21 protein-coding genes and 3 tRNA genes are annotated in these 24559 nt (G+C 58.4%); 6 read left to right on the top strand and 18 right to left on the bottom strand.

Annotated elements, in window-relative coordinates:
- Positions 1-20: 20 nt before the first annotated feature.
- Entirely contained in the window at positions 21-335 is a 315-nt protein-coding gene (locus KW848_RS06035) for a DUF3077 domain-containing protein (protein WP_218536313.1), read from the bottom strand.
- Positions 336-819: 484 nt separating this feature from the next.
- Here KW848_RS06035 and KW848_RS06040 point away from each other — a divergent pair, with 484 nt between their 5' ends.
- Both KW848_RS06040 and KW848_RS06045 read left to right on the top strand, forming a co-directional pair.
- On the top strand, positions 820-1587 hold the full coding sequence (locus KW848_RS06040; protein WP_223527945.1) for a MarR family transcriptional regulator: 768 nt from the start codon (positions 820-822) through the stop codon (positions 1585-1587).
- A 1-nt stretch (position 1588) separates the two neighbouring features.
- On the top strand, positions 1589-2287 hold the full coding sequence (locus KW848_RS06045) for a hypothetical protein (protein WP_218536314.1): 699 nt from the start codon (positions 1589-1591) through the stop codon (positions 2285-2287).
- Positions 2288-3076: 789 nt separating this feature from the next.
- On the opposite strand, the gene KW848_RS06050 is transcribed toward KW848_RS06045, so the two are convergent.
- The 5 genes from KW848_RS06050 to KW848_RS06070 form a co-directional block, all read right to left on the bottom strand.
- Positions 3077-4372, bottom strand: coding sequence for a virulence factor family protein (locus KW848_RS06050; protein WP_111450973.1), 1296 nt, complete (start codon positions 4370-4372; stop codon positions 3077-3079).
- Positions 4372-7014, bottom strand: a complete 2643-nt coding sequence (mprF, locus tag KW848_RS06055; RefSeq protein WP_218536315.1) for a bifunctional lysylphosphatidylglycerol flippase/synthetase MprF — start codon at positions 7012-7014, stop codon at positions 4372-4374. The genes KW848_RS06050 and mprF overlap by 1 nt, the downstream gene beginning before the upstream one ends.
- 280 nt (positions 7015-7294) lie before the next feature.
- A tRNA-Met gene (locus KW848_RS06060) sits at positions 7295-7371 on the bottom strand.
- A 232-nt stretch (positions 7372-7603) separates the two neighbouring features.
- A tRNA-Met gene (locus KW848_RS06065) sits at positions 7604-7680 on the bottom strand.
- 231 nt (positions 7681-7911) lie between these two features.
- Positions 7912-7988 (bottom strand) — tRNA-Met (locus KW848_RS06070).
- A 300-nt stretch (positions 7989-8288) separates the two neighbouring features.
- On the opposite strand from KW848_RS06070, the gene dinB reads away from it, so the two are divergent.
- The gene (dinB, locus tag KW848_RS06075) at positions 8289-9350 is read left to right on the top strand and encodes a DNA polymerase IV (RefSeq protein WP_008153950.1); all 1062 of its coding nucleotides are present in this window, start codon (positions 8289-8291) and stop codon (positions 9348-9350) included.
- A gap of 145 nt (positions 9351-9495) precedes the next feature.
- On the opposite strand, the gene KW848_RS06080 is transcribed toward dinB, so the two are convergent.
- From KW848_RS06080 to KW848_RS06095, 4 genes are all read right to left on the bottom strand, one after another.
- Entirely contained in the window at positions 9496-10449 is a 954-nt protein-coding gene (locus tag KW848_RS06080) for a hypothetical protein (protein WP_218536316.1), read from the bottom strand.
- Between the two features lie 17 nt (positions 10450-10466).
- Positions 10467-12182, bottom strand: a complete 1716-nt coding sequence (locus tag KW848_RS06085) for a proline--tRNA ligase (protein WP_111450970.1) — start codon at positions 12180-12182, stop codon at positions 10467-10469.
- A gap of 144 nt (positions 12183-12326) precedes the next feature.
- A complete protein-coding gene (locus KW848_RS06090) occupies positions 12327-13892 on the bottom strand; it encodes an AmpG family muropeptide MFS transporter (RefSeq protein WP_008153940.1) in 1566 nt (521 codons plus the stop codon).
- Between the two features lie 44 nt (positions 13893-13936).
- Entirely contained in the window at positions 13937-14290 is a 354-nt protein-coding gene (locus tag KW848_RS06095) for an MGMT family protein (RefSeq protein WP_008153938.1), read from the bottom strand.
- Between the two features lie 165 nt (positions 14291-14455).
- Here KW848_RS06095 and KW848_RS06100 point away from each other — a divergent pair, with 165 nt between their 5' ends.
- Positions 14456-15463 carry a DUF481 domain-containing protein gene (locus tag KW848_RS06100; RefSeq protein WP_218536317.1) on the top strand — a complete coding sequence of 336 codons (1008 nt, stop codon included), beginning with the start codon at positions 14456-14458 and terminating at the stop codon, positions 15461-15463.
- Positions 15464-15572: 109 nt separating this feature from the next.
- Here the strand turns inward: KW848_RS06100 and KW848_RS06105 are convergent, their stop codons facing one another.
- Positions 15573-15782: a cold-shock protein gene (locus KW848_RS06105; protein WP_002554837.1), complete on the bottom strand. Its 210-nt coding sequence runs from the start codon at positions 15780-15782 to the stop codon at positions 15573-15575.
- A gap of 354 nt (positions 15783-16136) precedes the next feature.
- On the opposite strand from KW848_RS06105, the gene dcd reads away from it, so the two are divergent.
- Both dcd and KW848_RS06115 read left to right on the top strand, forming a co-directional pair.
- Entirely contained in the window at positions 16137-16703 is a 567-nt protein-coding gene (dcd, locus tag KW848_RS06110) for a dCTP deaminase (RefSeq protein ID WP_007904652.1), read from the top strand.
- 105 nt (positions 16704-16808) lie between these two features.
- The gene (locus KW848_RS06115) at positions 16809-17018 is read left to right on the top strand and encodes a hypothetical protein (protein ID WP_008153934.1); all 210 of its coding nucleotides are present in this window, start codon (positions 16809-16811) and stop codon (positions 17016-17018) included.
- Positions 17019-17129: 111 nt separating this feature from the next.
- Here the strand turns inward: KW848_RS06115 and KW848_RS06120 are convergent, their stop codons facing one another.
- From KW848_RS06120 to KW848_RS06150, 7 genes are all read right to left on the bottom strand, one after another.
- Entirely contained in the window at positions 17130-17894 is a 765-nt protein-coding gene (locus KW848_RS06120) for an ABC transporter ATP-binding protein (protein WP_111450968.1), read from the bottom strand.
- 13 nt (positions 17895-17907) lie between these two features.
- Positions 17908-19026 (bottom strand): succinylglutamate desuccinylase/aspartoacylase family protein, encoded by a 1119-nt coding sequence (locus KW848_RS06125; protein ID WP_218536318.1) that lies wholly within the window; start codon positions 19024-19026, stop codon positions 17908-17910.
- A gap of 24 nt (positions 19027-19050) precedes the next feature.
- Positions 19051-19761, bottom strand: coding sequence for an ABC transporter permease (locus tag KW848_RS06130; protein ID WP_140892483.1), 711 nt, complete (start codon positions 19759-19761; stop codon positions 19051-19053).
- Positions 19758-20486: an ABC transporter permease gene (locus KW848_RS06135; RefSeq protein ID WP_218536319.1), complete on the bottom strand. Its 729-nt coding sequence runs from the start codon at positions 20484-20486 to the stop codon at positions 19758-19760. The genes KW848_RS06130 and KW848_RS06135 overlap by 4 nt, the downstream gene beginning before the upstream one ends.
- 56 nt (positions 20487-20542) lie before the next feature.
- A complete protein-coding gene (locus tag KW848_RS06140; protein ID WP_218536320.1) occupies positions 20543-21325 on the bottom strand; it encodes a transporter substrate-binding domain-containing protein in 783 nt (260 codons plus the stop codon).
- Positions 21326-21649: 324 nt separating this feature from the next.
- Positions 21650-23338, bottom strand: coding sequence for an ATP-dependent DNA ligase (locus tag KW848_RS06145; RefSeq protein ID WP_218536321.1), 1689 nt, complete (start codon positions 23336-23338; stop codon positions 21650-21652).
- The gene (locus KW848_RS06150) at positions 23335-24369 is read right to left on the bottom strand and encodes a ligase-associated DNA damage response exonuclease (RefSeq protein WP_218536322.1); all 1035 of its coding nucleotides are present in this window, start codon (positions 24367-24369) and stop codon (positions 23335-23337) included. The genes KW848_RS06145 and KW848_RS06150 overlap by 4 nt, the downstream gene beginning before the upstream one ends.
- Positions 24370-24559: the final 190 nt, after the last annotated feature.

Here is a 24559-nt window from a genome sequence, read left to right on the forward strand (position 1 = left end):
GGCAATGCGCGTTCAGGCCGCTATTTTTTAGATTCAGCTTTTGTCCGGGCAGGTGGCGGTGGGGGCGTCAGTACCTTCACCACATCATCAATCACGGCCTTGCTCATTGCAGTCAGATAATGCGCGGCCCAGGCATGTCGGTCGGTGTCTCGGGCGTAGGCAGCGTCTTTAGTCAGCTCCTTGGCAAGGAACAGAAAATCAGAAGCCATGGCTAGCGCATCGCCAAGGGGAACGCCGTGACTGACATGGAACAGCGCTTTGTTGGAGCAGTAGATGAGGGGGGTGAAGCCGATGGTTTTCAGTTCGTCAGGTTCTGACGGATTTGTTTTGGTCATGGTTTTTCTCCTGGGTTCAAGGAGCTGCCATTTTCGTTACCACACGAAAGGGAGGCAGCTGTACGCAGGGTGGTAAACCGGGAACCAAGGAAACCGGCACGCCCGAGGGCGTCCCACGCACAGCCGCCATAACTCGAAATCGCAGACATAAAAATGCCTGTGTTCGGGATGAAGGCGCTGTTGCGCTGGTTTCGCCGGGTTACCACACCCGATCGCTGAATGGTCAGCGACGGCCGGAGAGTATCCCGTCGAAGAAAAGCGCAACAAGGCATCAAAGTGCCCAAACGCGAGATTCGGAGTTTGCCTACAAGGTCTGCGGGTGTCATCCGATATTGCGACACCTTGAAGTAAACAAAACTAAACGCGGCGGGGCAGGTTTCTCAGTGAAACCTGATATGTATCGGAAGGGCTTGACGGTTCGACATTTTCAATGAGACAAGTGTCCACGTTTTATGGAATGTGGACACTTGGAGTTTCTAGCTTCATGAAGAGTCAAGATGTTTTGCTTTTGTTCAAGATGGCCAGCCTGCACGCCCAGGAAGAAAACCTCTTTGGGAAGATGGAATCTGAGTCGAATTCGAACAGGGTTGAGGAATTGTTGAAGCCCCAGCAGATAAATCGAATGCCGGCAGGGGGGCGAGTGGGGGAGTCGCTAGCCACCTACCTTACTGGTGGTGAAGACGTGGTATTCCACCGCCGGGAGTTCGACTCACCCTTGGGCGAGGAGGATGGATGGGAGGGGTGGTCGGAATCCGTCCCTTCTGCGTCGCTGACGGGCTGGAGTGAAGCTTACTCGTTGCGTGCGTTGTCAGCGTCTCTTGGGCTAAGCAAAAGTGAGATTTCCAACTCCATGGCAAGATGTCGCGAGTCTGGATTGCTGACCAATGACTACGACACCGGGCTTGCGAAAGTTAATCGGCGAGAGCTGCTGAAAATCACCGAGCACGCTCTGAAATACTTTTTCCCCGTGAAGCCGGGCGCAATGGTTCGCGGTATTCCAACCGGCTTCGCCGCACCCGCGCTGTCCAAAAGCATCAAGAGCGCTGGCGGGCTGATTCCGGTTTGGCCTGATGCACTCGGAACTGAGCGTGGTCAGGCGATAGAGCCGCTCTACAAAACTGTGCCGGAAGCGGTGAAGAAGGACAGAATCCTTTATCACTATCTAGCGCTTGTTGATGCGATCCGTCTTGGCGGCCCGCGAGAGTGTGGTGTGGCGGTTGGCATTCTAAAAGCAGGGATGGGGCTGAAATAACATGTCATCAAATGCTGATCACAACTATGAGCTCATAGAGTTTGTTGCAGACGGCTTGGGGGAGGAGTTTCTCGCTGAGGTTGCCTTCGTCGGCGGTTGCACCACGGCCATGCTGGTTACTGACGCTTCAGTGCTGGACGACATTCGTTTCACCGATGATGTTGACTTGGTGATCGAACTGGCAGGTATTAGCGCCTGGCAACGCCTCACAGAACGGCTGGCGGCCAAGAACTTCAAGATCTCCGGTGAGGATGAAGTTAACTGTCGTTTCCGCTTCAACGACGTCGTCGTTGATGTGATGCCTTCTGATCCTGCAGTTCTCGGATATGCCAATCGTTGGTTCGTGGAGGGGCTGTCGAGGGCTGATAAATTTACGTTGCCCAGCGGTACGGTCATCCAGATATTTAAACCGACCTACTTTCTTGCGACGAAGCTAGAGGCCTTTAGCGGTCGCGGTGAGGGTGATCCGTACCACAAAGACGTCGAAGACATCATTATCTTGATTGATGGTCGTACAGAACTTTTGGAAGAAGTTCGCCAGGCTGAGCCTGAGCTCAAGGGCTTCATTACGACTGGAATTCGAAAGCTCACGGCGCTCAGTGGTATCGACTACGTGATTGAAAGCTCGGGCTCGGTGCAGGCGAATCCAGGTAGAGGGCGAATCATCCACATGCGCATGAAGGATCTGGGCAGCGCATGAGATACACGAGCAGGTCAGTCATCGGACGGACCAGGAAAGCCAATCATGACTGTGCTGGAGCGCTGTGCGACGGCGACAGAGGGCTGTTCGTCATCACGGACGGTACGTCGAAGCCCGGCAGTGGCCAACTGGCTGAATGTTTCGTAAGAGGTGTTTTAGCGGCCTACCCGAAACACATGGATCGGGAGGGTGATATCACTGAGCATGGAGCAGTTGAGCAAGTACTTGGTTCAGTGCTGGCCGAGCTTCACCCCACTTTGTATGCGCAGCAGACAGGAACTACGTGTTACCTGATCGGTTTTGCTGCTCATGGGAAGCTCACGCTTGCGTATGATGGGGACTGTTCGTGCGGTGTAGTGACACCGACAGGCACGATCGAGTGGATTACGCCGCCTCACTGCAAGGCTAATTGGAGGCGCGACCGTTCGCACTGTGAGCTGGCGCAAGATCCGGCTCGAAACAGGGTAACCCGATGCCTGAAGGTTAATCGTGCCCCAGACCCTGACTTTGTCTTTCACCCATTGACCGTCGGTGAGCGACTGGTATTCGTAACCGATGGCTACTGGGCGGAGTTAACGAAGTCTCAGCAAAGCAGCTTGCTGGCTGCTCCAGATAGCGACTTTATTGCTGTTGAAGACGACGTAACGTGGATTGATGTTCAGCTTTAGTCTTGGAACCACAGAACATCTACATGAAGTCAGGCTCGCTGGTAGCGCTTCATGTTTGTTCATGTAAAAAAGCCCCCGCAACCTTAAGGTTGCGGGGGCTTTTTCGTAGGCGGGACTCAGATCACTCCTGCGCCGCCGTCTCCTTCGCTTGGCGCTTCTCAATGATGTCCACCAACCGCTGTGCCAGTTTCGGGTAGTTCTCGTCGAAGTGATGACCGCCAGGCAGTTTCATCGCCTCTCCAACCGCAGTCTTGTCGGTACAGCCGCTCTCGTCGACTTCCTCTTCACCGTAGATGCACACCACTTTCTCCGGCGGCAGCTTGGCCATTTCCGGGCCGGTGGCGGCTTCTTTGCCGGCGTTGCCGAGCCAGCCTTCGACTTCGATTTCGAAGCTGCCGGTGCGGGCGAAGGCCAGCAGGATAATTGCGTCGACGCGTTGCTGCTCCGATGGCTCCAGGCGGTTGTAGATCGCCGGCAGGACGTCGGCGCCGAACGAGTAACCGGTCAGGATGAAGCGCTTGGTGCCCCATTTCTGCCGGTAGTGCTGCATCAGTTCGGCGAGGTCCAGGGCGCTTTGCTCCGGGCTCTTGTGTTGCCAGTAGTAGCGCAGGGTGTCGATGCCGACGACCGGGTAGCCGATCTTCGCCATCTCGCCCGCTACGTCGCGGTCAAGGTCGCGCCAGCCACCGTCACCGGACAGGAACAGGGTCACGGTGTCCTTGGCTTGGCCGGCGGGCACTTCGACTACCGGGATCTGCAGGCCGCCGGCGGCTTTATCGCCGCCAACGAGGATCTTGCGCAGTTCGTTGTTCAGCACTTGCGGCAGGTTGATGTCGTAGTCGCTGATGCTGGTTTCGGCGTTGGGTTGGTCGCGCACGAAGCCGGCGCTGGTGTCGTCCGGGTTGTCGTTCCAGGCCACCAGCCAGTGCCCGTGAGCGGCGCTTTTCGGTAGCAGGTGAGTGCAGCCTGGTTTTTCCAGGGCCAGGTCCACCGAGACGGCTTGAGCCTTGTCGTTCTTCTGCTCGGACAACCAGCGCCACGCCAGCACGGCGCCGGGGCCGATGCCGCTGACCAGGGTCGCCGGGCCTTTGAGTTCTCTGAGGGCCGATTGCAGGGCGCGACTTTGCAGCAGGCAGTCTTTGGGCAGGATCACCTGAACAATCTGCGCCGAACCGGTGCGGCTCAAGGTCATCAACTGTTTGTTGCTGAGCTTCTGGTCCTCATTGACCGCCACCAGCACCTGGGCGCGTGGCGTGTTGCCGGGGATGACACGGGTCATCGCGGCGCCATCGGCTGGCGTCAGCTGTTCGAGGGTCGGTTCGGGTGCCGGGCGTTTCAGGTACCAGTAGCCGCCACCGAGAATCAGGGCCAGCACTACCAGTGTGGCCAGTACGTACCGCAGGGAGCGTTGAATCATCAGCGTTTCACCAATCCAGTCAAGCCGCCCGCAATCAGGGCAGCAGTGTCGGCCAGGGCAACCAGCGGATCGAGTCCGGCGGGCACGGCCATATAACGGGGTTCCCAGTCAGGCTGGAATTTGTCTTTGAAACGGCGCAAGCCTTGAAAGTTGTAGAGCTGCTCACCACGGCGGAAAACCATCGAACCCAGACGCTGGGTCAGTGGGGCACCACGGCGGGGTTGCAACCCCGACAACGGCACCATGCCCAGGCTAAAGCGCGCGTATCCATGATTTTTATAATGTTGAATCAGGCCGACCATCATGAACTCCATGGTCAGCTTGGGGGCATCCGGGTGCGCGCGCATCAGGTCGAGGCTGGCCAGGTCATGACCATAAGTCTCGAGCAGGTTAGCGAACGCCACTGGGCGCCCTTCGAAACGAATCACCGCGACGCGGAAATGTTTGAGGTAATCATCGCTGAAACGACCGAGGGAGAAGCCTTTCTCGCGCACGTTCTTGCCGGTCAGCCAGGCATCTGAAATTACCTTGAGTTCTTCCATCGGTGCTTGCCCTGGATCAAAGATCTCCAGCGACAGGCCATCGCGAGTGCCGCGGTTCCAGGTGTAGCGCAGGTCTTTCATCTCTTTGCCTTTGGCCTCGAGATCAAAGCGATGCAGATCGACACGGGCTTCTTCGCCGAGTTTGATCGCGGTCAGGCCGATGTCCATGTAGTACGGCAGGTTCTCGGCGCGCACTTGATAGAACACAGGGCGGGCGTGGTGGATGTCGCAGAGGTCGCGGAACTGCCAGATCATTTCCGCCCGTTGCTGGGTCGGGCCGATCGGGTCATACAAGGCCACCAGGCTGCGACCACGACGCGCGTACATCAGGAACGCCTCGTCGTTGGGGTGAAACAGCAACGCCTTGTCACCGGTCAGGGCGAGGCCTCCATCCGGTTGTGCGGAGGCCATCAGGATCTTTACCGCGCGGTCCAGTTCATCGGCCGTTGGCAGATGGATCACCGGGCGTGCGGTGCGCAGCAGCCAAGTCAGGGACACCACCACCAGCAGCACCGCGGCGCCGAGCAGCGAGCGCAAGCCACGCGGGGCATCGGCGTCGAGGGTGAACTGCCACCAGAGCTGATGACTGTACGGGACGTCCTGATAGGCGAACAGCAACAACCAGATCGACGCCCCGAGTACGCACAGGCTCGCCACCAGATACAGCGGCGAGAACGGCACCTCGGTCAGGCGGCTGGGGCGATAGAACGAGCTGCGGAAAACCCCCAGCAAGCTCGCAGTCAGCGTCAGCAAGCAGGCTTCTTCCCAATCGAAGCCCTTGAGCAGAGAGAGCAGGGCAGCGACCAGCAACAAGATGGTGGTCAGCATCCAGGCGGCGGATAGGCGGCGGCGCAGCCCTTGAGCCAACAGCAAGCAAAGCACGCCGATCAGGCTGGCACCGAAGTGCGAAGCGTCGACCAGTCGATGCGGGATCAGAAAGCCGATGTGTTCCAGGCGTGTATCGATTTCCGGGGTGGCGCCGGAGAACAGCAGCACCACGCCGGACAGAAACACCAGCACCGCCAGAATCGGCGCGGCCAGACCGGATGCAACCCTTAAGGACTGGCGCGATTGAAACAGGCGCTGCCCTTCGTTGATCAGCAGGAATACGCAGGCCACCAGCAATGGCAACACCACGTAGGTCAGGCGATAGAGCAGCAGGGCGGCAGCGAGTGGCGCAGCGCCGAGGGTGTTGGAGAAGGCGGCCAGCAGAATCGCTTCGAATACCCCGACGCCGCCGGGAACGTGGCTGAGCACTCCGGCGGCCAGGGCCAGCAGGTACACCAGCAGGAATGCGCCGAAGGGAGGCGCTTCTGGCAGCAACAGATAGAGCACGGTTGCCGCGGCGGCAACGTCCAGGGCCGTGATGATCAGTTGCAGGAACGTCAGGCGTCGGCCCGGCAGGCGCAAGGTGCGGCGTCCGACCTTGACCAGCAGGTTGTCCGGGTAAGGTTGCTCTGGCAGGCGGCGGCGGTAGATGCCGATGGCCAGTACGCTGAAGAGCAGCAAAACGGCCAGGGCGATGACACCCAGCAACATCTCGGACAGGCCCAGGGCGGCAGAGGCGCCAGGCAGGTTGCTGAGGGTGGCGAGGGCGGCCAGTGGGGGCAGGGCGCAGCCGAGCGAGAGGCTGGCGAACAGCGTCATGTGAGCGACTTCAGAAGCGCCCAGGCCATGGCGTGCATATAAACGGTAACGAACCGAGCCCCCCGAGAGCATCGAAAGACCGATTGCATTGCCGATGGCGAAGGCGGTGAAGCCTCCCAGGGCCAGGATTCGTGGCGCCAGTGCCACGCCCGCGTAGCGGCTGGCCGACCATTCGTAGCCCAGCAGAATGATGAAGCCGACCACGGTCGCGCCCAGCGCACCCAACAATGCCGGTTTCGGAACGTCGAGAATCGAGTCGTGCAGAGCGTACAGATCGAGTTCGCTCAGCAGGTGGCGACAGGCAATCAGCGCGATAGCGAACAACAGCAAAGTGACGGCCAGGCCGATGGGCTGACGGTATTTGCTGATTCGATCAAGCAAGCGCACACGCTCGGCCTTGAGCGGTTGTGTCGCTGTGACGGTGTCTTGTGAATCAGACGAGTTGGCGCGCATCAATCACCTCTTGGATTGTGCGCGACAGGATGGGGGTATCCAGCCAAGTTACCAATCCCTGTAGAAAAAAATAATCACAAATATTAACGCCTCTCACCGGCTATCGGCGATGGTACGTCATCAGTCGTAGAGGGTTCTGTGTCTGTGGCTCAGCATAGTCTGGGCTCAGAGCATGGGTGAACCCGAACGGCTCGCTACACAGTGGCAGATCATTGTTGCGAAAGGACTTTTTCAACGGATACAAAAAAGGCCACTCTTTCGAGTAGCCTTTTTTGATGTTTGGTTGCGGGAGCCGGATTTGAACCGACGACCTTCGGGTTATGAGCCCGACGAGCTACCAGACTGCTCCATCCCGCGTCTGTGTGGCGGCATTCTACAGGCGAACGCTGGAGTGTCAACCGTTAATCCTGAATAGGGTCAAATAAGCGTAAATGAGCGGCGAACGGTCATGGGGGAGACTTAAGTTTCGGAATCAGAACGATTTCTAATTTTCGCGCTGTCAGCCGTTACCCGCTCGTATCCATGCTCAGATTTACAAAAGAGGCGCGCACAAAAAAGGCCACTCTTTCGAGTAGCCTTTTTCGATGTTTGGTTGCGGGAGCCGGATTTGAACCGACGACCTTCGGGTTATGAGCCCGACGAGCTACCAGACTGCTCCATCCCGCGTCTGTGTGGCGGCATTCTACAGACGAACGCCGGAGTGTCTAGCGTTAATCCTGAATAGGGTCAAATAAGCGTAAATGAGCGGTGAGCGGTCATGGGGGGAGACTTAAGTTTCGGAATCAGAACGATTTTTCAATCCTGCACCGTTAGCCGTTGCCCGCTCTTGCTATCTCGCTTTTACAAAAGAGGCGCGCACAAAAAAGGCCACTCTTTCGAGTAGCCTTTCTTGATGTTTGGTTGCGGGAGCCGGATTTGAACCGACGACCTTCGGGTTATGAGCCCGACGAGCTACCAGACTGCTCCATCCCGCGTCTGTGTGTCGGCATTCTACAGAGGATCGGCAGGCTGTCAACCTTCAATCCAGAGAAAACCTCTTCCCGTTCAATCGCTTAGCTCAAAAATAGGGCTGAGTGATTGGCTGTAAGGTCGGTATGGCAAGGCTTTCAGCTCTATCGGGTGAAGCTTTTCGATTAGGAAAATAAATTCATCGGCACTTTTCCTACAAGTAGAAAAGAACATTCAGAGTACTGGTGCTATATACAGGTGTCAGTGAGATACTGCCAATCTGACTCGCCAGTACGCCATTTCTTCACCATGAACACTGCTTTTATATGACGCAGCGAAAAATCATCCACGTCGATTGTGACTGCTTCTACGCCGCCATCGAGATGCGTGACGACCCGCGCCTGGCCGGGAAGCCTCTGGCAGTGGGCGGTTCTGCGGATCGACGTGGAGTGATCGCCACCTGCAATTATGAGGCGCGGGCTTATGGGGTGCGCTCGGCCATGTCTTCCGGACATGCCTTGAAGCTGTGCCCTGACCTGACCATCGTCAAGCCACGCATGGATGCCTATAGAGAAGCCTCTAAGGAAATTCATACGATCTTTCGCGATTACACCGACTTGATCGAGCCTCTTTCCCTGGATGAGGCCTACCTCGACGTGTCTGACAGCGCGCATTTCGGTGGCAGCGCCACGCGGATCGCCCAAGACATTCGCCGTCGCGTCTCTAATCAACTGCACATCACCGTTTCGGCGGGCGTTGCGCCGAACAAGTTTCTGGCCAAGATCGCCAGCGACTGGAAGAAGCCCAACGGCTTGTTCGTCATTACGCCGGATCAGGTCGAGGATTTTGTCAGTGGTTTGCCGGTGAGCAAGCTGCACGGCGTTGGCAAAGTGACCGCAGACAAATTAGGCCGACTTGGCATCGTCGATTGTTCGCATTTGCGCGAATGGGACAAGTTGGCACTTGTGCGCGAATTCGGCAGCTTCGGCGAGCGACTCTGGAGCCTCGCCCGTGGGATCGATGACCGATTGGTGCACAACGACAGTCGTCGGCAGTCAATCAGTGTCGAAAACACCTACGACGTGGACTTGCCGGATTTGGTGAGCTGCCTCGATAAATTACCCGAGTTACTGGAAACCCTGGCCGGCCGCATGGCGCGAATCGACAGCAGCTATCGACCGGGCAAGCCGTTCGTCAAAGTGAAATTCCATGACTTCACCCAGACCACACTGGAGCAGGCCGGGGCAGGGCGGGATTTGGGGAGCTATCAGTTGTTGCTGACCCAGGCGTTCAATCGTGGCGGGAAGCCGGTGCGGTTGCTGGGGATTGGGGTGCGGCTGGAGGATTTGCGGGGTGGGTTTGAGCAGATGGAGTTGTTTGAACGGTAGTGGCAGGGTTTTGGTGCTGTTGTGAATGTCAGGCCGCTTTCGCGAGCAAGCCCGCTCCCACAGTTGACCGCGTTGTTCAGACGAATGCGGTCAACTGTGGGAGCGGGCTTGCTCGCGAAAGCGGTTTGACGAAGCTTTTTGGCTTTTAGTTCGGTCCCGGATCCGCGACCAGTCGCCCGGCATCCTTGGTCAATGACTTGAGGAATTCGGTCTGCAACTCGGGATCGTTGCGCGTCAGTTCGATCAGGCTTTGTTCCAGCTCGGTGGCTTCCTCTTCCAGGCCCAGTTCCGACAAACGTTTGACCCGGTGTACCCACTGGCTCACTTCGTCGTCTTCGAGGTCGTCGTAAATCAGCCCGTGAGCTTCGAGCAGCTTACCGCGCAAGGAGCTACTGACCGCCAGGGACGAATTGGTGTGCACCTCGTCCTGAGCATCCTGGACACTGATCAGCAGCCGGCTCAGATGATTGATGTCGTGTTCGGCGAACGGGCTGTCCAGCAGGTTTACGCGCAATACACCGTTTTTGTCGGTGCTCATCTCGAACGTTTCCTTGCCGGCCTTGACCTCAACCGGACGCTCGCTCCATGGCAGGCTTGAGTATTCGGTGCGCTTGTCGAGCTGGACCTCGTCGATTCCCGCCAGGTTCTGTTGCGCGCGACCATGAGACTGCACGTTCATGAACGGGTTGAGCCCGGCGAAACCGTAGCTCAACCAGTCTTTCGTCACGCTGTCCGGCAGGTTGCCGAGGGCGAACACGTTGACCACGTTCGCACCGACACCGGCCACCACGGCCACCGCACCCAGCGGGATCTCGTAAGCCTCCCGCCAGGGTTGGTAAGGCGTGTAGCGGTCGTAGTGGCGTGTGACTTCGAATTCAGTGACTTCGAAAGTCTTTTGCTCGTGGATCTTCACCCGACGTTGCGGCAGCTCAAGCACCTTTGGCTCGCCGACATCGATCTGCAGGCTGTGGTCGAGCAATTTACGCTCGACACGTTCCTCGTGCTCGCTGCGTTGTGACATGTGATTGGCACAGCCGCTGACCAGCAGGGTGCCGCACAGGGCGGCACCACCGAGGCCTAAGGTGTTTCGCTTGAACATGACTTCTCTATCTGGTGTCAGCGGCGGATACGGGACTGAAGGAAGGCCAGCACGTCTGCGACCGGCAGCGCTTGCGCTTCGGGCTCGGTGCGGCTCTTGTATTCAAGATTGCCTTCGGCGAGGCCGCGGTCACTGACCACGATCCGGTGAGGAATGCCGATCAGCTCCATGTCCGCGAACTTGATGCCCGGGCTGGTTTTCTTGTCGCGGTCGTCCAGCAGTACTTCGAAGCCGGCGGCCGTCAATTCTGCATACAGCTTGTCGGTGGCTTCGCGAACCTGTTCGGTTTCGTAGCGCAGCGGTACCAGAGCGATCTGGAACGGGGCCAGCGTGTCGCTCCAGATGATCCCGTTGGCGTCGTTGTTCTGCTCGATGGCTGCAGCCACCACGCGGGAAACGCCGATGCCGTAGCAACCCATTTCCAGGGTGACTGGCTTGCCATTCTCGCCCAGCACTTCGCACTTCATCGCTTTGCTGTACTTGTTGCCCAGCTGGAAGATGTGCCCGACTTCGATGCCGCGCTTGATTTCCAGGGTGCCCTTGCCATCCGGGCTCGGGTCGCCGGCGACCACGTTGCGCAGGTCGGCAACGGTCGGAACCGGCAGATCACGCTCCCAGTTCACGCCGAAGTAGTGTTTGTCGTCGATGTTGGCGCCGATGCCAAAGTCGCTCATCAATTCAACGGAACGGTCGATGATGATTGGCAGCGGCAGGTTCAGCGGGCCCAGGGAGCCGGCGCCGGCACCAATGGCGTCGCGCAGTTCGGCTTCGGAGGCCATGACCAGCGGGCTGGCAACGCCTGGCTGGTTGCCGGCCTTGATTTCGTTCAGCTCGTGGTCGCCACGGATGATCAGGGCAATCAGCTTGCCTTTCTCTTCAGCGTGAACCACGAGGGTCTTGATGGTCTTTTCAATCGGCAGGTTGAAGCCTTCGACCAGTTGCGCGATGGTCTTGGCGTTCGGCGTGTCGACCAGGCGCAGCTCTTCGGCAGGTGCGGCGCGGGAAGTTTCGCGTGGCACGGCTTCGGCTTTCTCGATGTTCGCCGCATAGTCGGAACCGTTGCTGAAGACGATATCGTCTTCGCCGGATTCGGCCAGTACGTGGAACTCGTGGGAGCCTGCACCACCGATCGAGCCGTTGTCGGCTTCAACCGGGCGGAATTTCAGGCCCAGGCGGGTGAACACGTTGCAATACGCCTGGTGCATACGGTCGTAGGTGACCTGCAGCGATGGCTGGTCAGCGTGGAAGGAGTAGGCGTCCTTCATGATGAATTCGCGACCGCGCATCAAGCCGAAGCGTGGACGGATTTCGTCACGGAATTTGGTCTGGATCTGGTACAGGTTGATCGGCAGCTGTTTGTAGCTGCTCAACTCGTTGCGCATCAGGTCGGTGATGACTTCTTCGTGAGTCGGGCCGGCGCAGAAATCGCGACCGTGGCGATCCTTGAAGCGCAACAATTCAGGGCCGTATTCTTCCCAGCGACCGGATTCCTGCCACAGCTCAGCCGGTTGGGTGCTCGGCATCAACACTTCGAGAGAGCCCGCGGCGTTCATTTCTTCACGAACGATGGCTTCGACCTTGCGCATTACTCGCAAGCCCATCGGCAGCCAGGTGTACAGGCCCGAGGCGAGTTTGCGGATCATGCCGGCGCGCAGCATCAGCTGATGGCTGATCACGACCGCGTCGGAAGGCGTTTCTTTCTGTGTGGCGAGCAAAAATTGACTGGTGCGCATGGTTGGCCGTTGTCGGTTGCTGATGACGAGAAATGACTGAGCATTGTACGGGCGAGATCTGCTGGCGTACAGGCGTGCGGTCGGCGGGGTGTGGCGGGAGGGCGGGAATCCCCCCGCCCTCTGCGCTGCTTCCTGCTGAAGAACCTACGATTCTTCCGCGACCTGGGTCGGAACCGGTTCGGGTGTCGGCGTTGGCGTCGGGCCTTCGCGGCGACTTTCCTGGAACCAGTGCAGCGCGATCAACAGCAGCGTCGGAACGCCCAGCAGGGCAGTGATCAGGAAGAAATTGTGATAACCGAATTTCTCCACCATGACCCCGGAGTAGCCGCCGATCAGGCGTGGCAGCAAAAGCATGATCGAGCTGAGCAGGGCGTACTGGGTCGCCGAGAACTTCAAGTTGGTCAGGCTCGACAGGTAGGCGACAAACGCCGAGGTCGCCAGGCCCGAACTGAAGTTATCCAGGGAAATAGTGAGGATCAGCATGTTCAGGTTGGCGCCCATGTCGGCGAGCATCAGGAACAGCAGGTTGGTGCCGGCTGATGCAATGCCGCCGATGAGCAGAATCGGCAAGATGCCGAAGCGCACAATCAGCAGGCCACCCATGCCGGCGCCGACCAGGGTCATGATCAGGCCAAAGATCTTGCTGACGCTGGCAATCTGATCCTTGGTGAAGCCCTGGTCGATGTAGAACACGTTAGCCATCACGCCCATGACCGTGTCGGACATCCGATAGGTGGCGATCAGCCCAAGCAGCAGGAACGCTTGCCAACGGTAGCGCAGAATAAAGTCGTTGATCGGCGTCAGCACCGGCGCCAGGCCGCGGCGGCCAATGGCCGACAGGCATATAGCGGTGAGGGTGGTGTAGAGGATCGCCCGCAGGAACGCGCGGTCTTCGAGCAGCAGGTCGAGCACGCTCACGCCTTCGAACAGTACGCTGGCGAAATCGGTGTTGTACAACTGAGTGAACATGGCCGGCACGGAAACCAGCAGCACGATCAGCACAAACACCGACGCCAGTTGATGCACAAAGCTGTAGCGCCCGGCCTGAAGCTGCGTGCGTAGCGGCACCGGCGGTTCGCGCATGAAAAAGGAGGTCAGCAGCGCTGGAACCATCAAGGCGCCGAACAGGATGTAGGTGCCGGCCCATGCCGAATGCTTATAGTTGAAACCGGTGGAGCCGAAGCCTTCAGCGAAGAACAGGGCGCCGGCGGTGGCCAGCAGCGCGGCGATCCGATAACCAGACATGTAACTGGCGGCGAGCGCGGCCTGGCGGGTGTCGTCGGCGATTTCCAGGCGATAGGCGTCGACCGCGATGTCTTGCGTCGCCGAGGCGAAAGCAACGACCACGGCAATGGCGATCAGCCAGGACAAATGCTTTTGCGGGTCGCAGAAACCCATCCCGATCAGGCCGAGAATGACCAGTGCCTGGGAGAGCACCAGCCAGGAACGTCGGCGACCGAGCTTGCCGAGCAATGGCAGGCGCCATTGGTCGAGCAGCGGTGACCAGACCCATTTAAAGGCGTAGGCCAGGCCTATCAGGCTTGCATAGCCAATGGTTTCGCGCGCTACACCAGCTTCGCGCAGCCAGACCGAAAGTGTCGAAAACACCAGCATGTAGGGCAGGCCGGCGGCGAAACCAAGCAGCAACAGTACAAGCGTCGAGGGGCTGGCATAGGCGGCGAGCGCGGCGCGCCAGGTTTTACGGGGCATGGGCTGGAGTCTGCCTCAAGAAATACGGAAACAAAGCGCGCACTCTAACCGCTGTGCTCTACCGGGCGCCAGCCATGGCGCTGAATATCAACACGATTGTTCAGGATACTGATGCCCTCCATGCGCAAACGCGCGCGTTGTTCATCCCCCGAAGGGCTGCCTGCAGGCAGGCTGATACGCCCGCCGGCGCCGAGCACGCGGTGCCAGGGTAATTTGCTGTCGCCCGGCAGTTGGCTCAGTGTCCGCCCGACGAAGCGGGCGGCGCGACCCAGTCCCGCCAACTCGGCGAGCTGACCGTAACTCACGACTTTGCCCTCTGGGACCTGCGCCAGAGTCAGGTACAGCGCCGTGCGTCGGATTTGCGCCGGACTATCGGTTTCAGTGGTGGAGTCGGTCACGTCGGCAGTTCCTGAAAAAAAGTTCGCATTACCGTCTGTAGAGTAAATCCTGGATCAGCTATTGAGAAATGAACTCATTAGAAATAGTCGGGTCAGTCCTTGCTAGGGTCTTATTCGTATGGGTAATGCCGACTTTTTTTCGCAAACTTGAGCCTGTATTTGCTTATGTTGTCCAGAACCCTGCTGTGCCTTGCTGTCGTCAGTACCTCCACGCCCTTGCTCGCCGATACCGTCTGGTTGAAGAACGGTGACAAGCTGAGCGGCAAGATCACCGTTTTCGATGGCGGCAAGCTGTTGATCCAGACCGAATACGCCGGTGCCGTCCCGATCGACTGGAAGCAGGTCAAAACCCTGGAAAGCGATCAGCAGTTGCTGGTCAAGCAGGACGCCTACACCGGTGAAAAGGCCAAGGCGCTGCATGCGGCAGAAGACGGCAAGGTCACCCTGGCCAACGGCGACGCTCCCAAGACTGTGGAGCTGGCCAGCATTCAGCAGATTCTCAAGCCAAAGCCTGTCATCGAGGATTTGGTGTGGAAGGGTAATGTCGATGCAGCGCTGGATTATCAGCGGGCCGAAAAAGACACCGACGATTACGATATCGACTTCAAGACCACTGCGCGTCATGGCAGATGGCGACACACCGCAGAAGGCGAGTACAACCGCGAATTTCAGGATGATGTGGTCACTACCGACAACTGGCGGGGCGAATACTCGCTCGACCGCTTCCTGACCGAGAAGTGGTTCTGGCAGGGCCGCGCAGTCTATAAGCGCGACAAGGTCGAAGAGCTCTCTCGTCAGCGCACCGTCGGTACCGGCCCCGGTTACCAATTCTGGGACGACGAGCTGGGCGCGTTCTCGCTGGGGTCGCTGGTCAACCGCACGGACTATGAGTTCGCTGACGGCAGCAAGGAAAACTTCTATTCCGTGGCAATGAAGTGGGATTACAACCGCTACCTGATCGGCAAGAAGGTGGAATTCTTCACCAATGGCGAAGTGGGCAAGCCGTTGTCGGGCGTAGCGGATTACGCGCTCGATGCTGAAATGGGCTTGCGCTACAAAGTGACCGAATGGGCATCGCTTAACCTGAAGGCCGAACGAGACATCATCAGCGGCACCGATGATGCTGATCTGGACAAGACTCGGTACACCGCCGGGTTTGGTGTGGCCTGGTAAGACGCAAAAAATCGCAGCCATGGGCTGCGATTTTTTTTGCCTGCAAAACAGACAGGCACAAAAAAGCCCCGCTTTTGAGGGCGGGGCTTTTTACTAAAGCAAGTACAAGTTAGATAACTTGAACTTCTTCAGCTTGCATGCCTTTCTGACCGCGGGTAGCGATGAAAGAAACCTGTTGGCCTTCTTTCAGGCTTTTGAAGCCGTCGGATTGGATAGCTTTGAAGTGAACGAACAGGTCGTCACCGGATTGTGGAGTGATGAAGCCGAAGCCTTTTTCATCGTTGAACCACTTAACGGTACCAGTTTGGCGATTAGACATGGTGTAACTCCTTGAACAAAGATAACTGCGACTCAGGAAGAACCCTGGCCGAGACTGAGTGCAAAGAGCAGGAAAAATTCTTGTAGATGGTTGGATCGAAATTCAACATATCGTGTAGAGATTCTCAGTGACACAAGCAGCACAGTGGCGCCACCTTAACCCTTTTTCAGGAACGTGCCAATGCTTGCGGTGAAGGTTTCTCTGTTTTCATGACTGACGGTCCGCTGGTTTTCCCCCAAGGGCCGGAAATTACGGGGGATCGCCAAGATTTGTGACCCGGACTTTGAACCCGAAGCGCGCGCCCGGTAAGATGCCGGACAGATTTTTTCCACCTCGCTATTCAGGACACCCGCCATGAGCATCAAATCGGACAAGTGGATTCGCCGCATGGCGCAAGAGCACGGCATGATCGAGCCCTTCGTAGAGCGCCAGGTGCGCGGCAGCGACGATAGCCGTGTGATCTCCTACGGCGTGTCGAGCTATGGCTACGATGTGCGTTGCACAAATCATTTCAAGGTGTTCACCAACATCAATTCGGCAATCGTCGACCCGAAAAACTTCGATGCCGGCAGCTTCGTCGATATCCACAGCGACGTGTGCATCATTCCACCGAACTCCTTCGCCCTGGCCAGCACCGTCGAATATTTCCGCATTCCGCGTAATGTATTGACCATTTGCTTGGGTAAAAGCACCTATGCGCGCTGCGGTATTATCGTCAACGTCACGCCGCTTGAGCCTGAGTGGGAGGGTCATGTGACCCTGGAGTTCTCCAACACCACCAATCTGCCGGCGAAAATCTACGCGAACGAAGGCGTGGCACAGATGCTGTTCCTTGAATCCGACGAAGAGTGCGAAGTGTCCTACAAGGACCGTGGCGGCAAATATCAGGGCCAGCGCGGCGTCACCCTGCCACGCACCTGATCCGTTCGTCCGGGAAGTCATGGGAATTCTTGAGCGGGTAGACACTCTATTGGGTGTACTGCCCGGTTCGCGCAACGCGGACGGGCCATCGCTCAGGAGTGCCCTATGAAGATCGATCCGCGAATAAGTGCCGAACTGGCAAGGCTTGAGCCCAATCAGGTTGGCGTTTTGGCCTGGTCCTTGTTGGCACATCCACCTATCAACATGGCAGGGGGCATCCCCGGTCAGCCTGATCCCGATACCCCCAACGAACAACCCACCGAGCCCGGTGAGCCTACCTTGCCGGATGAGCCGCCTCCCGCGCCTGTAGCCTGATACCAAAACGCACGTAGGAGCAAAGCTTGCTCGCGATGAACGATAACCCGGTCGTTAATGGACCGCGTCGCCTTTATCGCGAGCAAGCTTTGCTCCTACAGGGTTTTAGGGTTACTTGAGGTTGCCGCTCAGGAACTGCTTCAGCCGCTCACTCTTCGGATTGCCCAACACGTCTTCCGGTGCACCTTCTTCCTCCACCAATCCCTGGTGCAGGAACAACACCTGATTCGAGACCTTACGGGCGAAGCTCATTTCGTGGGTCACCATGATCATGGTTCGGCCTTCCTCGGCCAGACCCTGAATCACCCTGAGCACCTCACCCACCAGTTCGGGATCGAGGGCCGAGGTGGGTTCGTCGAACAGCATCACTTCTGGCTCCATGGCGAGTGCCCGGGCAATCGCCACGCGTTGCTGTTGACCGCCGGAAAGAAACGCCGGGTATTGATCCGCTACGCGCGAGGCCAGGCCGACCTTGTCGAGATAGCGTCGGGCACGGTCTTCGGCTTCCTGCTTGCTGCACCCCAGCACCCGACGCGGGGCCATGGTGATGTTTTCCAGCACCGTCATGTGGCTCCACAGGTTGAAGTGTTGGAACACCATGGCCAGGCGGGTGCGGATCCGTTGCAGTTCATTGGCATCGGCCACGTGCATGCCGTGGCGATCCTTGATCATGCGGATATTCTTGCCGTCCAGGCTCATGGCGCCGTCGTTGGGCTGTTCGAGAAAGTTGATGCAACGCAGGAAGGTACTTTTGCCCGAGCCGCTGGCGCCGATCAGGCTGATGACGTCGCCGGTGTTGGCCTTGAGCGAAACGCCTTTGAGTACTTCATGTTCGCCATAGCTTTTATGCAGGCCTTCAATGGTCAGTTTGTACATGGGGCATGCATCCTCAAGGCGAAAGTAGGTAGCCGCTGCGATAGGCTTCGGTGCCCGCAATGTGGGCGATCACCATGCCGGCAGTGGCCATGCGCCGTAGCGAGCGGGCGTACATCAACCCGGCGACGGTGCAATGAACGGGGGTGACGCGGTCAAGGATCGGGTCGATGATTTCTGCAATCAGTTGCCCGGCTTCGAGGTATTCCCCTGGTAGCGCGGTAAACACCAGCAGCCCGCCGACCGGTGTCGCTACTGGTTCAACACCGGCCAGCGGCGTAGCCGGGTAGGGCAGTTCAGGCAGCGACGCCGGTTCGCCGGCAATGGCGCCGAAGTGAGTCAGGTAATTGATCAGCGCCTGGCAATCAAGGCTGGCCAGCGGGTGATTGACGTCACCCTGGCCGCGCAATTCGACGGTGACCGAAAAACTGCCCAGCGGAATATCAAAGTGTTCGCCGAAGCGTTCCTTCAACTGCCACCAGAGCAGGGTGAAGCATTCATCGAACGACTGACCGCCGGAGTCGGTCGCCAGCAGGCTGGCTTCGGCGCCGATGTACCGCGCCAATGGCTCGACCTGCGGCCAGGCCTCGGGCGTGGTGTAAAGGTGGGTGACCGCTTCGAAATCGCAATGCAGGTCCAGCACCATGTCGGCATCGCAGGCCAGCCGTTGCAGAGCCAGGCGCTGGGATTGCAGTTGCGTGCTGGCCGTCTGTTGGGCGAGGGCATTGCGCAGGCTGCTGCGAATCAGTTCGAGGTTGTGCTGCGGATCGTCGCCGAGCAGGCCTTCGATCTCGTTGCCAACGGCTTCGCTCAAGTCGACGAACCAGCGATTGAAGTTCTGCCCGCTTTCGAGGTCGTAACGGCCCAGCGGCACATCCATCAGCACTTGTTCGAGGCCGACCGGGTTGGCCACCGGCACCAGCACGATTTCGCTGCGCAAACGGCCGGCGGCTTCGAGTTCCGCCAGACGTTGCTTGAGGTGCCAGGCAACCAGCATGCCGGGCATTTCGTCGGCATGCAGGGATGACTGGATGTAAATCTTGCCTTTGGCCGATGAGGGGCCGAAGTGAAAGCTGTGAATCTGTCGCGCGGTCCCCGGCAGCGGGGCCAGCAGGTCATGAATCTGGTGGCGCATGTCTCTTTATCCCTAAAGCGGGTCCTAGTGGGTCGGCCCGAGGAAGGCCAGCCATCGGCGTTCGGCGAGGCGGAACAGGCCGACCAGCGCAAAGGTAACGGTCAGGTAGATCAGCGCGGCGATGCCGAACGACTGGAAGGTCAGGAAGGTCGCCGAGTTGGCGTCCCGCGCGACTTTCAAGATGTCCGGGATGGTCGCGGTGAAGGCCACGGTGGTTGAGTGCAGCATCAAAATCACTTCGTTGCTGTAATAAGGCAACGAACGACGAAGGGCCGAAGGCATGATCACGTAGGCATAAAGCTTCCAGCCTGTCAGACCGTAAGCCTTGGCCGCTTCGACTTCACCATGCGCCATGCTGCGAATCGCCCCGGCGAAAATCTCCGTGGTGTAGGCGCAGGTGTTCAGGGCGAAGGCCAGGATCGTGCAGTTCATCGCATCGCGAAAGAACGCATCCAGCACCGGTTGGGCGCGCACGGCGGCCAGGCTGTAGATGCCGGTGTAGCAAATCAGCAGCTGGATATACAACGGCGTACCGCGGAACAGGTAGGTGTAGAACTGCACCGGCCAGCGGACGTAGAAGTGTGGTGAAACCCGGGCGATGGACAGCGGAATCGACACCAGGAAGCCGATGAAGATCGACGCGCTGAGCAGCCACAGGGTCATGGCCAGGCCGGTGATGTTGTTGCCGTCGCTATAAAGGAAGGGTTTCCAGTATTCCTGCAGAAGTTCGATCATCGTACGGCCTCCCGGGAACCAGCGGCGTAACGACGTTCGAGCCAGCGCAGGATGACGTTGGAGGCGCTGGTGATCAGCAGGTAAATCAGCGCTGCAAGCACCAGGAAGTAGAACAGTTGATAAGTGCTTTTGCCGGCATCCTGCGCAGCCTTGACCAGGTCGGCGAGGCCGATGATCGAGACCAGTGCGGTGGCCTTGAGCATCACCATCCAGTTGTTACCGATACCCGGCAGGGCAAAACGCATCATCTGCGGGAACACTACGATCCAGAAACGCTGGCCGCGCTTGAGGCCATACGCGGTTGCCGCTTCGACCTGGCCCCGTGGGACCGCGAGAATCGCGCCACGAAAGGTTTCGGTGAAGTACGCGCCATAAATAAAGCCCAGGGTGATGACCCCGGCGCTGAACGGGTTGATCTCGATGTATTCCCATTCCATGAAGTCGGTAAACGACGTCAGCCAGGTTTGCAGGCTGTAGAAGATCAACAGCATCAGCACCAGGTCCGGCACACCGCGAATCAGCGTGGTGTAGACCTGCGCCGGTACGCGCACCAGTTTGACTTTTGACAGTTTTGCACTGGCGCCGAGCAGGCCGAGCAACACGGCTACCAGCAGCGACAGCGCCGATAATTTGATGGTCATCCAGGTGCCTTCCATCAGCAACGGACCGAAGCCCTTGAGGCTGAAGGCGGAGAGCCCCAGGTTTTGTAAGAGGTTTTCGAACATAAATCAGCAACCTGATCGGATAAAAAAAGCGCCCATCGCGAGATGGGCGCCGGGCATTATTTGCCGCTGTACAGATTCAGATCGCCAAAGTGTTTCTTCTGAATGGTGGCGTAGGTGCCGTCGTCGTGTAACGCTTTGATACCTTTATCAAGAAGTGCCTTGAGGTCTTTGTTACCTTTCGAGATACCGACAGCTGTTTTGGCTGGCAGCAATTCGTTGTCGACCGGCTTGCTGACTTCGTAATTGGCACCTTGTGGCGACTTCAAAAAGCCCAGTTCGGCCTGCAGCATGTCCTGGATGCCGGCGTCGAGACGACCGGAAGTCAGGTCGGAATACACCTGATCCTGGTTGGCGTAGGCTTGGGTTTTCACGCCCGCCTTGTCCAGAATGGCTTTGGCATAGGCTTCCTGGATGGTGCCTTGTTCGTAGCCGACGGTTTTGCCCTTGAGCGAAGCGACGTCTGCGGTTATGCCAGAACCTTTCTTGGACACGTAAGCGGTTGGGCCGGAGAACAGCTCGCTGGAGAAGTCGATGACTTTTTCACGGGCCGGGGTGACGGTCATCGAAGAGATCACGCCGTCGAATTTATTGGCTTTCAGGCCCGGAATCATGCCGTCGAAATCGCTTTCGACCCATTTGCACTTGACCTTCAGCTCGGCGCAGATCGCGTTGCCCAGATCGATGTCGAAGCCTACCAGGCTACCGTCAGCCGCTTTTGACTCAAACGGCGCGTAGGAAGGATCAACGCCAAAACGCAATTCCTTGTATTCCTTGGCCAGCGCGGAACCGGCTGCCATGCACAACGCCAGTGCAGAAAGGGTCAGCAATGCTTTTTTCATTATTCAATCCCTAAAAACCAATATGAGCGCTTGTGGCGCAGAATTATTGTTACTGGAAAGCGTAAGACCCTATGAAAGTAGCAATTTCCGAACCAGAGTCCCGAACAAGTGTTTTAAAAGGTGATTCAAGAAATGGCAAGGAGGGATTTGTGCACGAAAACGGGCGCCTGGAAACAGCTGCACCAACTTGGTTCGGAATGGCACAAATCCATGTGGGAGCGGGCTTGCTCGCGAAGAGGGAGTGTCAGTCGATATGAATGTGCCTGACATACCGCTTTCGTCGGAACGCCGCCCGGAGCCAGCCCGCTCCCACAGGGGATCGGTTTAGCCGAGCAGATCCTGAAGCGTCGCCAGATTGTCAGCTTCCTCAACCGACTTATCCTGCCGCCAGCGCAGCATCCTCGGAAACCGCACCGCAATCCCGCTCTTGTGTCGCCTGGACAGGGCGATGCCCTCAAATCCCAGTTCAAACACCAGACTCGGGGTGACACTGCTCACTGGCCCGAATTTCTCTACGGTGGTCTTGCGCACGATGATGTCGACCTGGCGCATTTCTTCGTCGGTCAGCCCTGAATAGGCTTTGGCGAACGGCACCAGTGCGCGTTTGCTCGCGTCAGGCGGTCCGTCCCACACGGCGAAGGTGTAATCGCTGTAGAGACTGGCGCGGCGACCATGGCCGCGTTGCGCATAAATCAGCACCGCATCGACGCTGAACGGGTCGACTTTCCATTTCCACCAGACGCCCATGTCCTTGGTCCGTCCAACGCCATAGAGCGCATCCCGGGCCTTGAGCATCATGCCTTCGACACCGAGCTTGCGAGAGGCTTGCCGTTGTCGGGCGAGGTCGAACCAGTCTTCGCCAGTGAGTACCGGTGAGGCGAGTAACACCGGGTTGTTGCCGCTGGCGACGACATGCTCCAGTTGAGTGCGACGCTCGGATTGAGGCTGGTTGCGCCAGTCTTCACCCTGCCATTCCAGCAGGTCGTAGGCGAGGATCACCACCGGCACTTCTTCGAGGATTCTTTTGTCCAGGGTTTTACGGCCGATCCGCTGTTGCAGCAGCGCGAATGGCTTTACTGCAGGTGCAGCCGGGGAATGAGGGTTGAAGGCGTCTTCGGTGGTGGGTTTTCCGGTTTTCCAGGCGACGATTTCACCGTCGATCACCGTACCGTCGGGCAAGCAGTGAACCAGGCTATCGAGTTCGGGGAAGCGCTCGGTGACCAGTTCTTCACCTCGCGACCAGATCCACAGTCGCCCGTCGCGTTTGACCACCTGGGCGCGAATGCCATCCCACTTCCATTCCACTTGCCAATGGCTGGCCGGGCCGAGCAGGGCTTCGAATTGTTCAACGGGTTGAGATAACGCGTGAGCGAGGAAAAACGGGTAGGGCTGACCGCCCCGTTGGGCATGTTCGTCAGCCGATTCGGCGGCGATCAACTTCAAATAACCGCACGCGTTCGGGCGGTTGGACAGGTCGGTGTAACCCACCAGACGCTGGGCGACGCGTTTGCTGTCGAGCCCGGCCATGGCCGCCAGGGCGCGGGTGACCAGCAACTTGGAGACGCCGACGCGGAAACTGCCGGTGATCAGTTTGATGCAGAGCATCAGGCTCTGGCGGTCCAGTTGCGACCACAGGGCAGGCAGTCGCTCGGCGAGGACTTGCGGGGTTTCACCGCGCAGCGGCAGCAGTTTGCGTTCAATCCAGACCGCTAATCCATCGTTGGAACTGTGAAGCGCTTCGGGCAGCACCAGCGAAATGGTTTCCGCCAAATCGCCGACCGCCTGATAACTCTCTTCGAACAGCCACGGCGCGAGGCCGGAGATCTCAACCGCCAACTCTCGCAGGATGCGCACGGGCACCAGTTGCCGAGGTCGCCCGCCGGACAAAAAATAAACAGCCCATGCGGCATCTTCCGGCGCTGCCTCGGCGAAGTAGTGTTGCATCGCCACCAGTTTGGCGTTGCTCGACGTCGTGGCATCGAGTTCGGCATACAAATCGGCGAACGCCTTCATGGCAGCACCTCGGCGCTCTCGGGTTCGACGGCTGCGTTTTCTTGCTCATCGTCGCCGTACTCGGTGCTGAAACTCATGGCATCGAGACCCTGTTCGCGCAGATGGCGCACCAGTACCCCGACCGAACCGTGGGTCACTATCACCCGCTCAGCACCGGTCTGTTCGATGGCCCAGAGCAGGCCCGGCCAGTCGGCGTGGTCAGACAGTACAAAGCCACGATCCACGCCACGTCGCCGCCGTGTGCCACGCAAACGCATCCAGCCGCTGGCGAAACCATCGCTGTAGTCGCCGAAGCGCCGCATCCAGGTGCTGCCGCCAGCCGAAGGCGGGGCGAGGACCAGCGCCTTGCGCATCATGGGGTCGCTTTTTTGTACTTCGCCGGCATAGATCGTGGGCGGTAAATAAATGCCACCTTCGCGATAAACCTGATTGAGCGGCTCCACCGCGCCATGCACCAGAATGGGGCCGAGGCTGGCGTCAATGCCGTGGAGAATTCGCTGCGCCTTGCCGAAGGCGTAACAGAACAACACGCTGGTTTTGTCGGTGGCGGCGTTGGCTTGCCACCACTGATTGATCTCGGCAAAGACATGCGCCTGGGGTTGCCAGCGATAAATCGGCAGGCCGAAGGTCGATTCAGTGATGAAGGTATCGCAGCGCACGGGTTCGAACGGCGCACAGGTGCCGTCGGGTTCGATTTTGTAGTCGCCCGAGGCGACCCAGACTTCGCCGCGATATTCCAGGCGCACCTGTGCTGAGCCGAGGACATGCCCGGCGGGGTGAAAACTCAGGGTGACGCCATTGTGGGTCAGGGGTTGACCGTAGGGCAGGGTTTGCAGGTTGATGTCTTGACCCAGTCGCGCACGCAAAATCCCTTCGCCGGGAGCGGCCGCCAGATAATGCCGGTTGCCGATGCGGGCATGGTCGCCGTGAGCGTGGGTGATGACTGAACGTTCGACCGGCCGCCACGGGTCGATGTAGAAATCCCCGACCGGGCAGTACAAACCTTCAGGACGCGCGATAACAAGATCCATGTTGTTACCAAAATCGAGGTACTTGTTAGCTATGAGGTTTGCGCGAGACGAGAAGTTCTATTTATTTTTCATCGGCAATTGATATACCCATGTGGGAGCGGGCTTGCTCGCGAAGGTGGTGTGTCAGTTGACGATAATATTGACTGACACACCACCTTCGCGAGCAAGCCCGCTCCCACATTGGGTCGAT

The sequence above is a fragment of the Pseudomonas sp. PDM25 genome (assembly GCF_019219045.1).
GTDB lineage: Bacteria > Pseudomonadota > Gammaproteobacteria > Pseudomonadales > Pseudomonadaceae > Aquipseudomonas.

Excerpts from the sequence above, each read along its gene's own strand:
- KW848_RS06035 (WP_218536313.1), bottom strand. The coding sequence starts at position 335 with ATGACCAAAACAAATCCGTCAGAACCTGACGAACTGAAAACCATCGGC.
- KW848_RS06040 (WP_223527945.1), top strand. The coding sequence starts at position 820 with ATGAAGAGTCAAGATGTTTTGCTTTTGTTCAAGATGGCCAGCCTGCAC.
- KW848_RS06045 (WP_218536314.1), top strand. The coding sequence starts at position 1,589 with ATGTCATCAAATGCTGATCACAACTATGAGCTCATAGAGTTTGTTGCA.
- KW848_RS06050 (WP_111450973.1), bottom strand. The coding sequence starts at position 4,372 with ATGATTCAACGCTCCCTGCGGTACGTACTGGCCACACTGGTAGTGCTG.
- mprF (WP_218536315.1), bottom strand. The coding sequence starts at position 7,014 with ATGCGCGCCAACTCGTCTGATTCACAAGACACCGTCACAGCGACACAA.
- dinB (WP_008153950.1), top strand. The coding sequence starts at position 8,289 with ATGACGCAGCGAAAAATCATCCACGTCGATTGTGACTGCTTCTACGCC.
- KW848_RS06080 (WP_218536316.1), bottom strand. The coding sequence starts at position 10,449 with ATGTTCAAGCGAAACACCTTAGGCCTCGGTGGTGCCGCCCTGTGCGGC.
- KW848_RS06085 (WP_111450970.1), bottom strand. The coding sequence starts at position 12,182 with ATGCGCACCAGTCAATTTTTGCTCGCCACACAGAAAGAAACGCCTTCC.
- KW848_RS06090 (WP_008153940.1), bottom strand. The coding sequence starts at position 13,892 with ATGCCCCGTAAAACCTGGCGCGCCGCGCTCGCCGCCTATGCCAGCCCC.
- KW848_RS06100 (WP_218536317.1), top strand. The coding sequence starts at position 14,456 with ATGTTGTCCAGAACCCTGCTGTGCCTTGCTGTCGTCAGTACCTCCACG.
- KW848_RS06105 (WP_002554837.1), bottom strand. The coding sequence starts at position 15,782 with ATGTCTAATCGCCAAACTGGTACCGTTAAGTGGTTCAACGATGAAAAA.
- dcd (WP_007904652.1), top strand. The coding sequence starts at position 16,137 with ATGAGCATCAAATCGGACAAGTGGATTCGCCGCATGGCGCAAGAGCAC.
- KW848_RS06115 (WP_008153934.1), top strand. The coding sequence starts at position 16,809 with ATGAAGATCGATCCGCGAATAAGTGCCGAACTGGCAAGGCTTGAGCCC.
- KW848_RS06120 (WP_111450968.1), bottom strand. The coding sequence starts at position 17,894 with ATGTACAAACTGACCATTGAAGGCCTGCATAAAAGCTATGGCGAACAT.
- KW848_RS06125 (WP_218536318.1), bottom strand. The coding sequence starts at position 19,026 with ATGCGCCACCAGATTCATGACCTGCTGGCCCCGCTGCCGGGGACCGCG.
- KW848_RS06130 (WP_140892483.1), bottom strand. The coding sequence starts at position 19,761 with ATGATCGAACTTCTGCAGGAATACTGGAAACCCTTCCTTTATAGCGAC.
- KW848_RS06135 (WP_218536319.1), bottom strand. The coding sequence starts at position 20,486 with ATGTTCGAAAACCTCTTACAAAACCTGGGGCTCTCCGCCTTCAGCCTC.
- KW848_RS06140 (WP_218536320.1), bottom strand. The coding sequence starts at position 21,325 with ATGAAAAAAGCATTGCTGACCCTTTCTGCACTGGCGTTGTGCATGGCA.
- KW848_RS06145 (WP_218536321.1), bottom strand. The coding sequence starts at position 23,338 with ATGAAGGCGTTCGCCGATTTGTATGCCGAACTCGATGCCACGACGTCG.
- KW848_RS06150 (WP_218536322.1), bottom strand. The coding sequence starts at position 24,369 with ATGGATCTTGTTATCGCGCGTCCTGAAGGTTTGTACTGCCCGGTCGGG.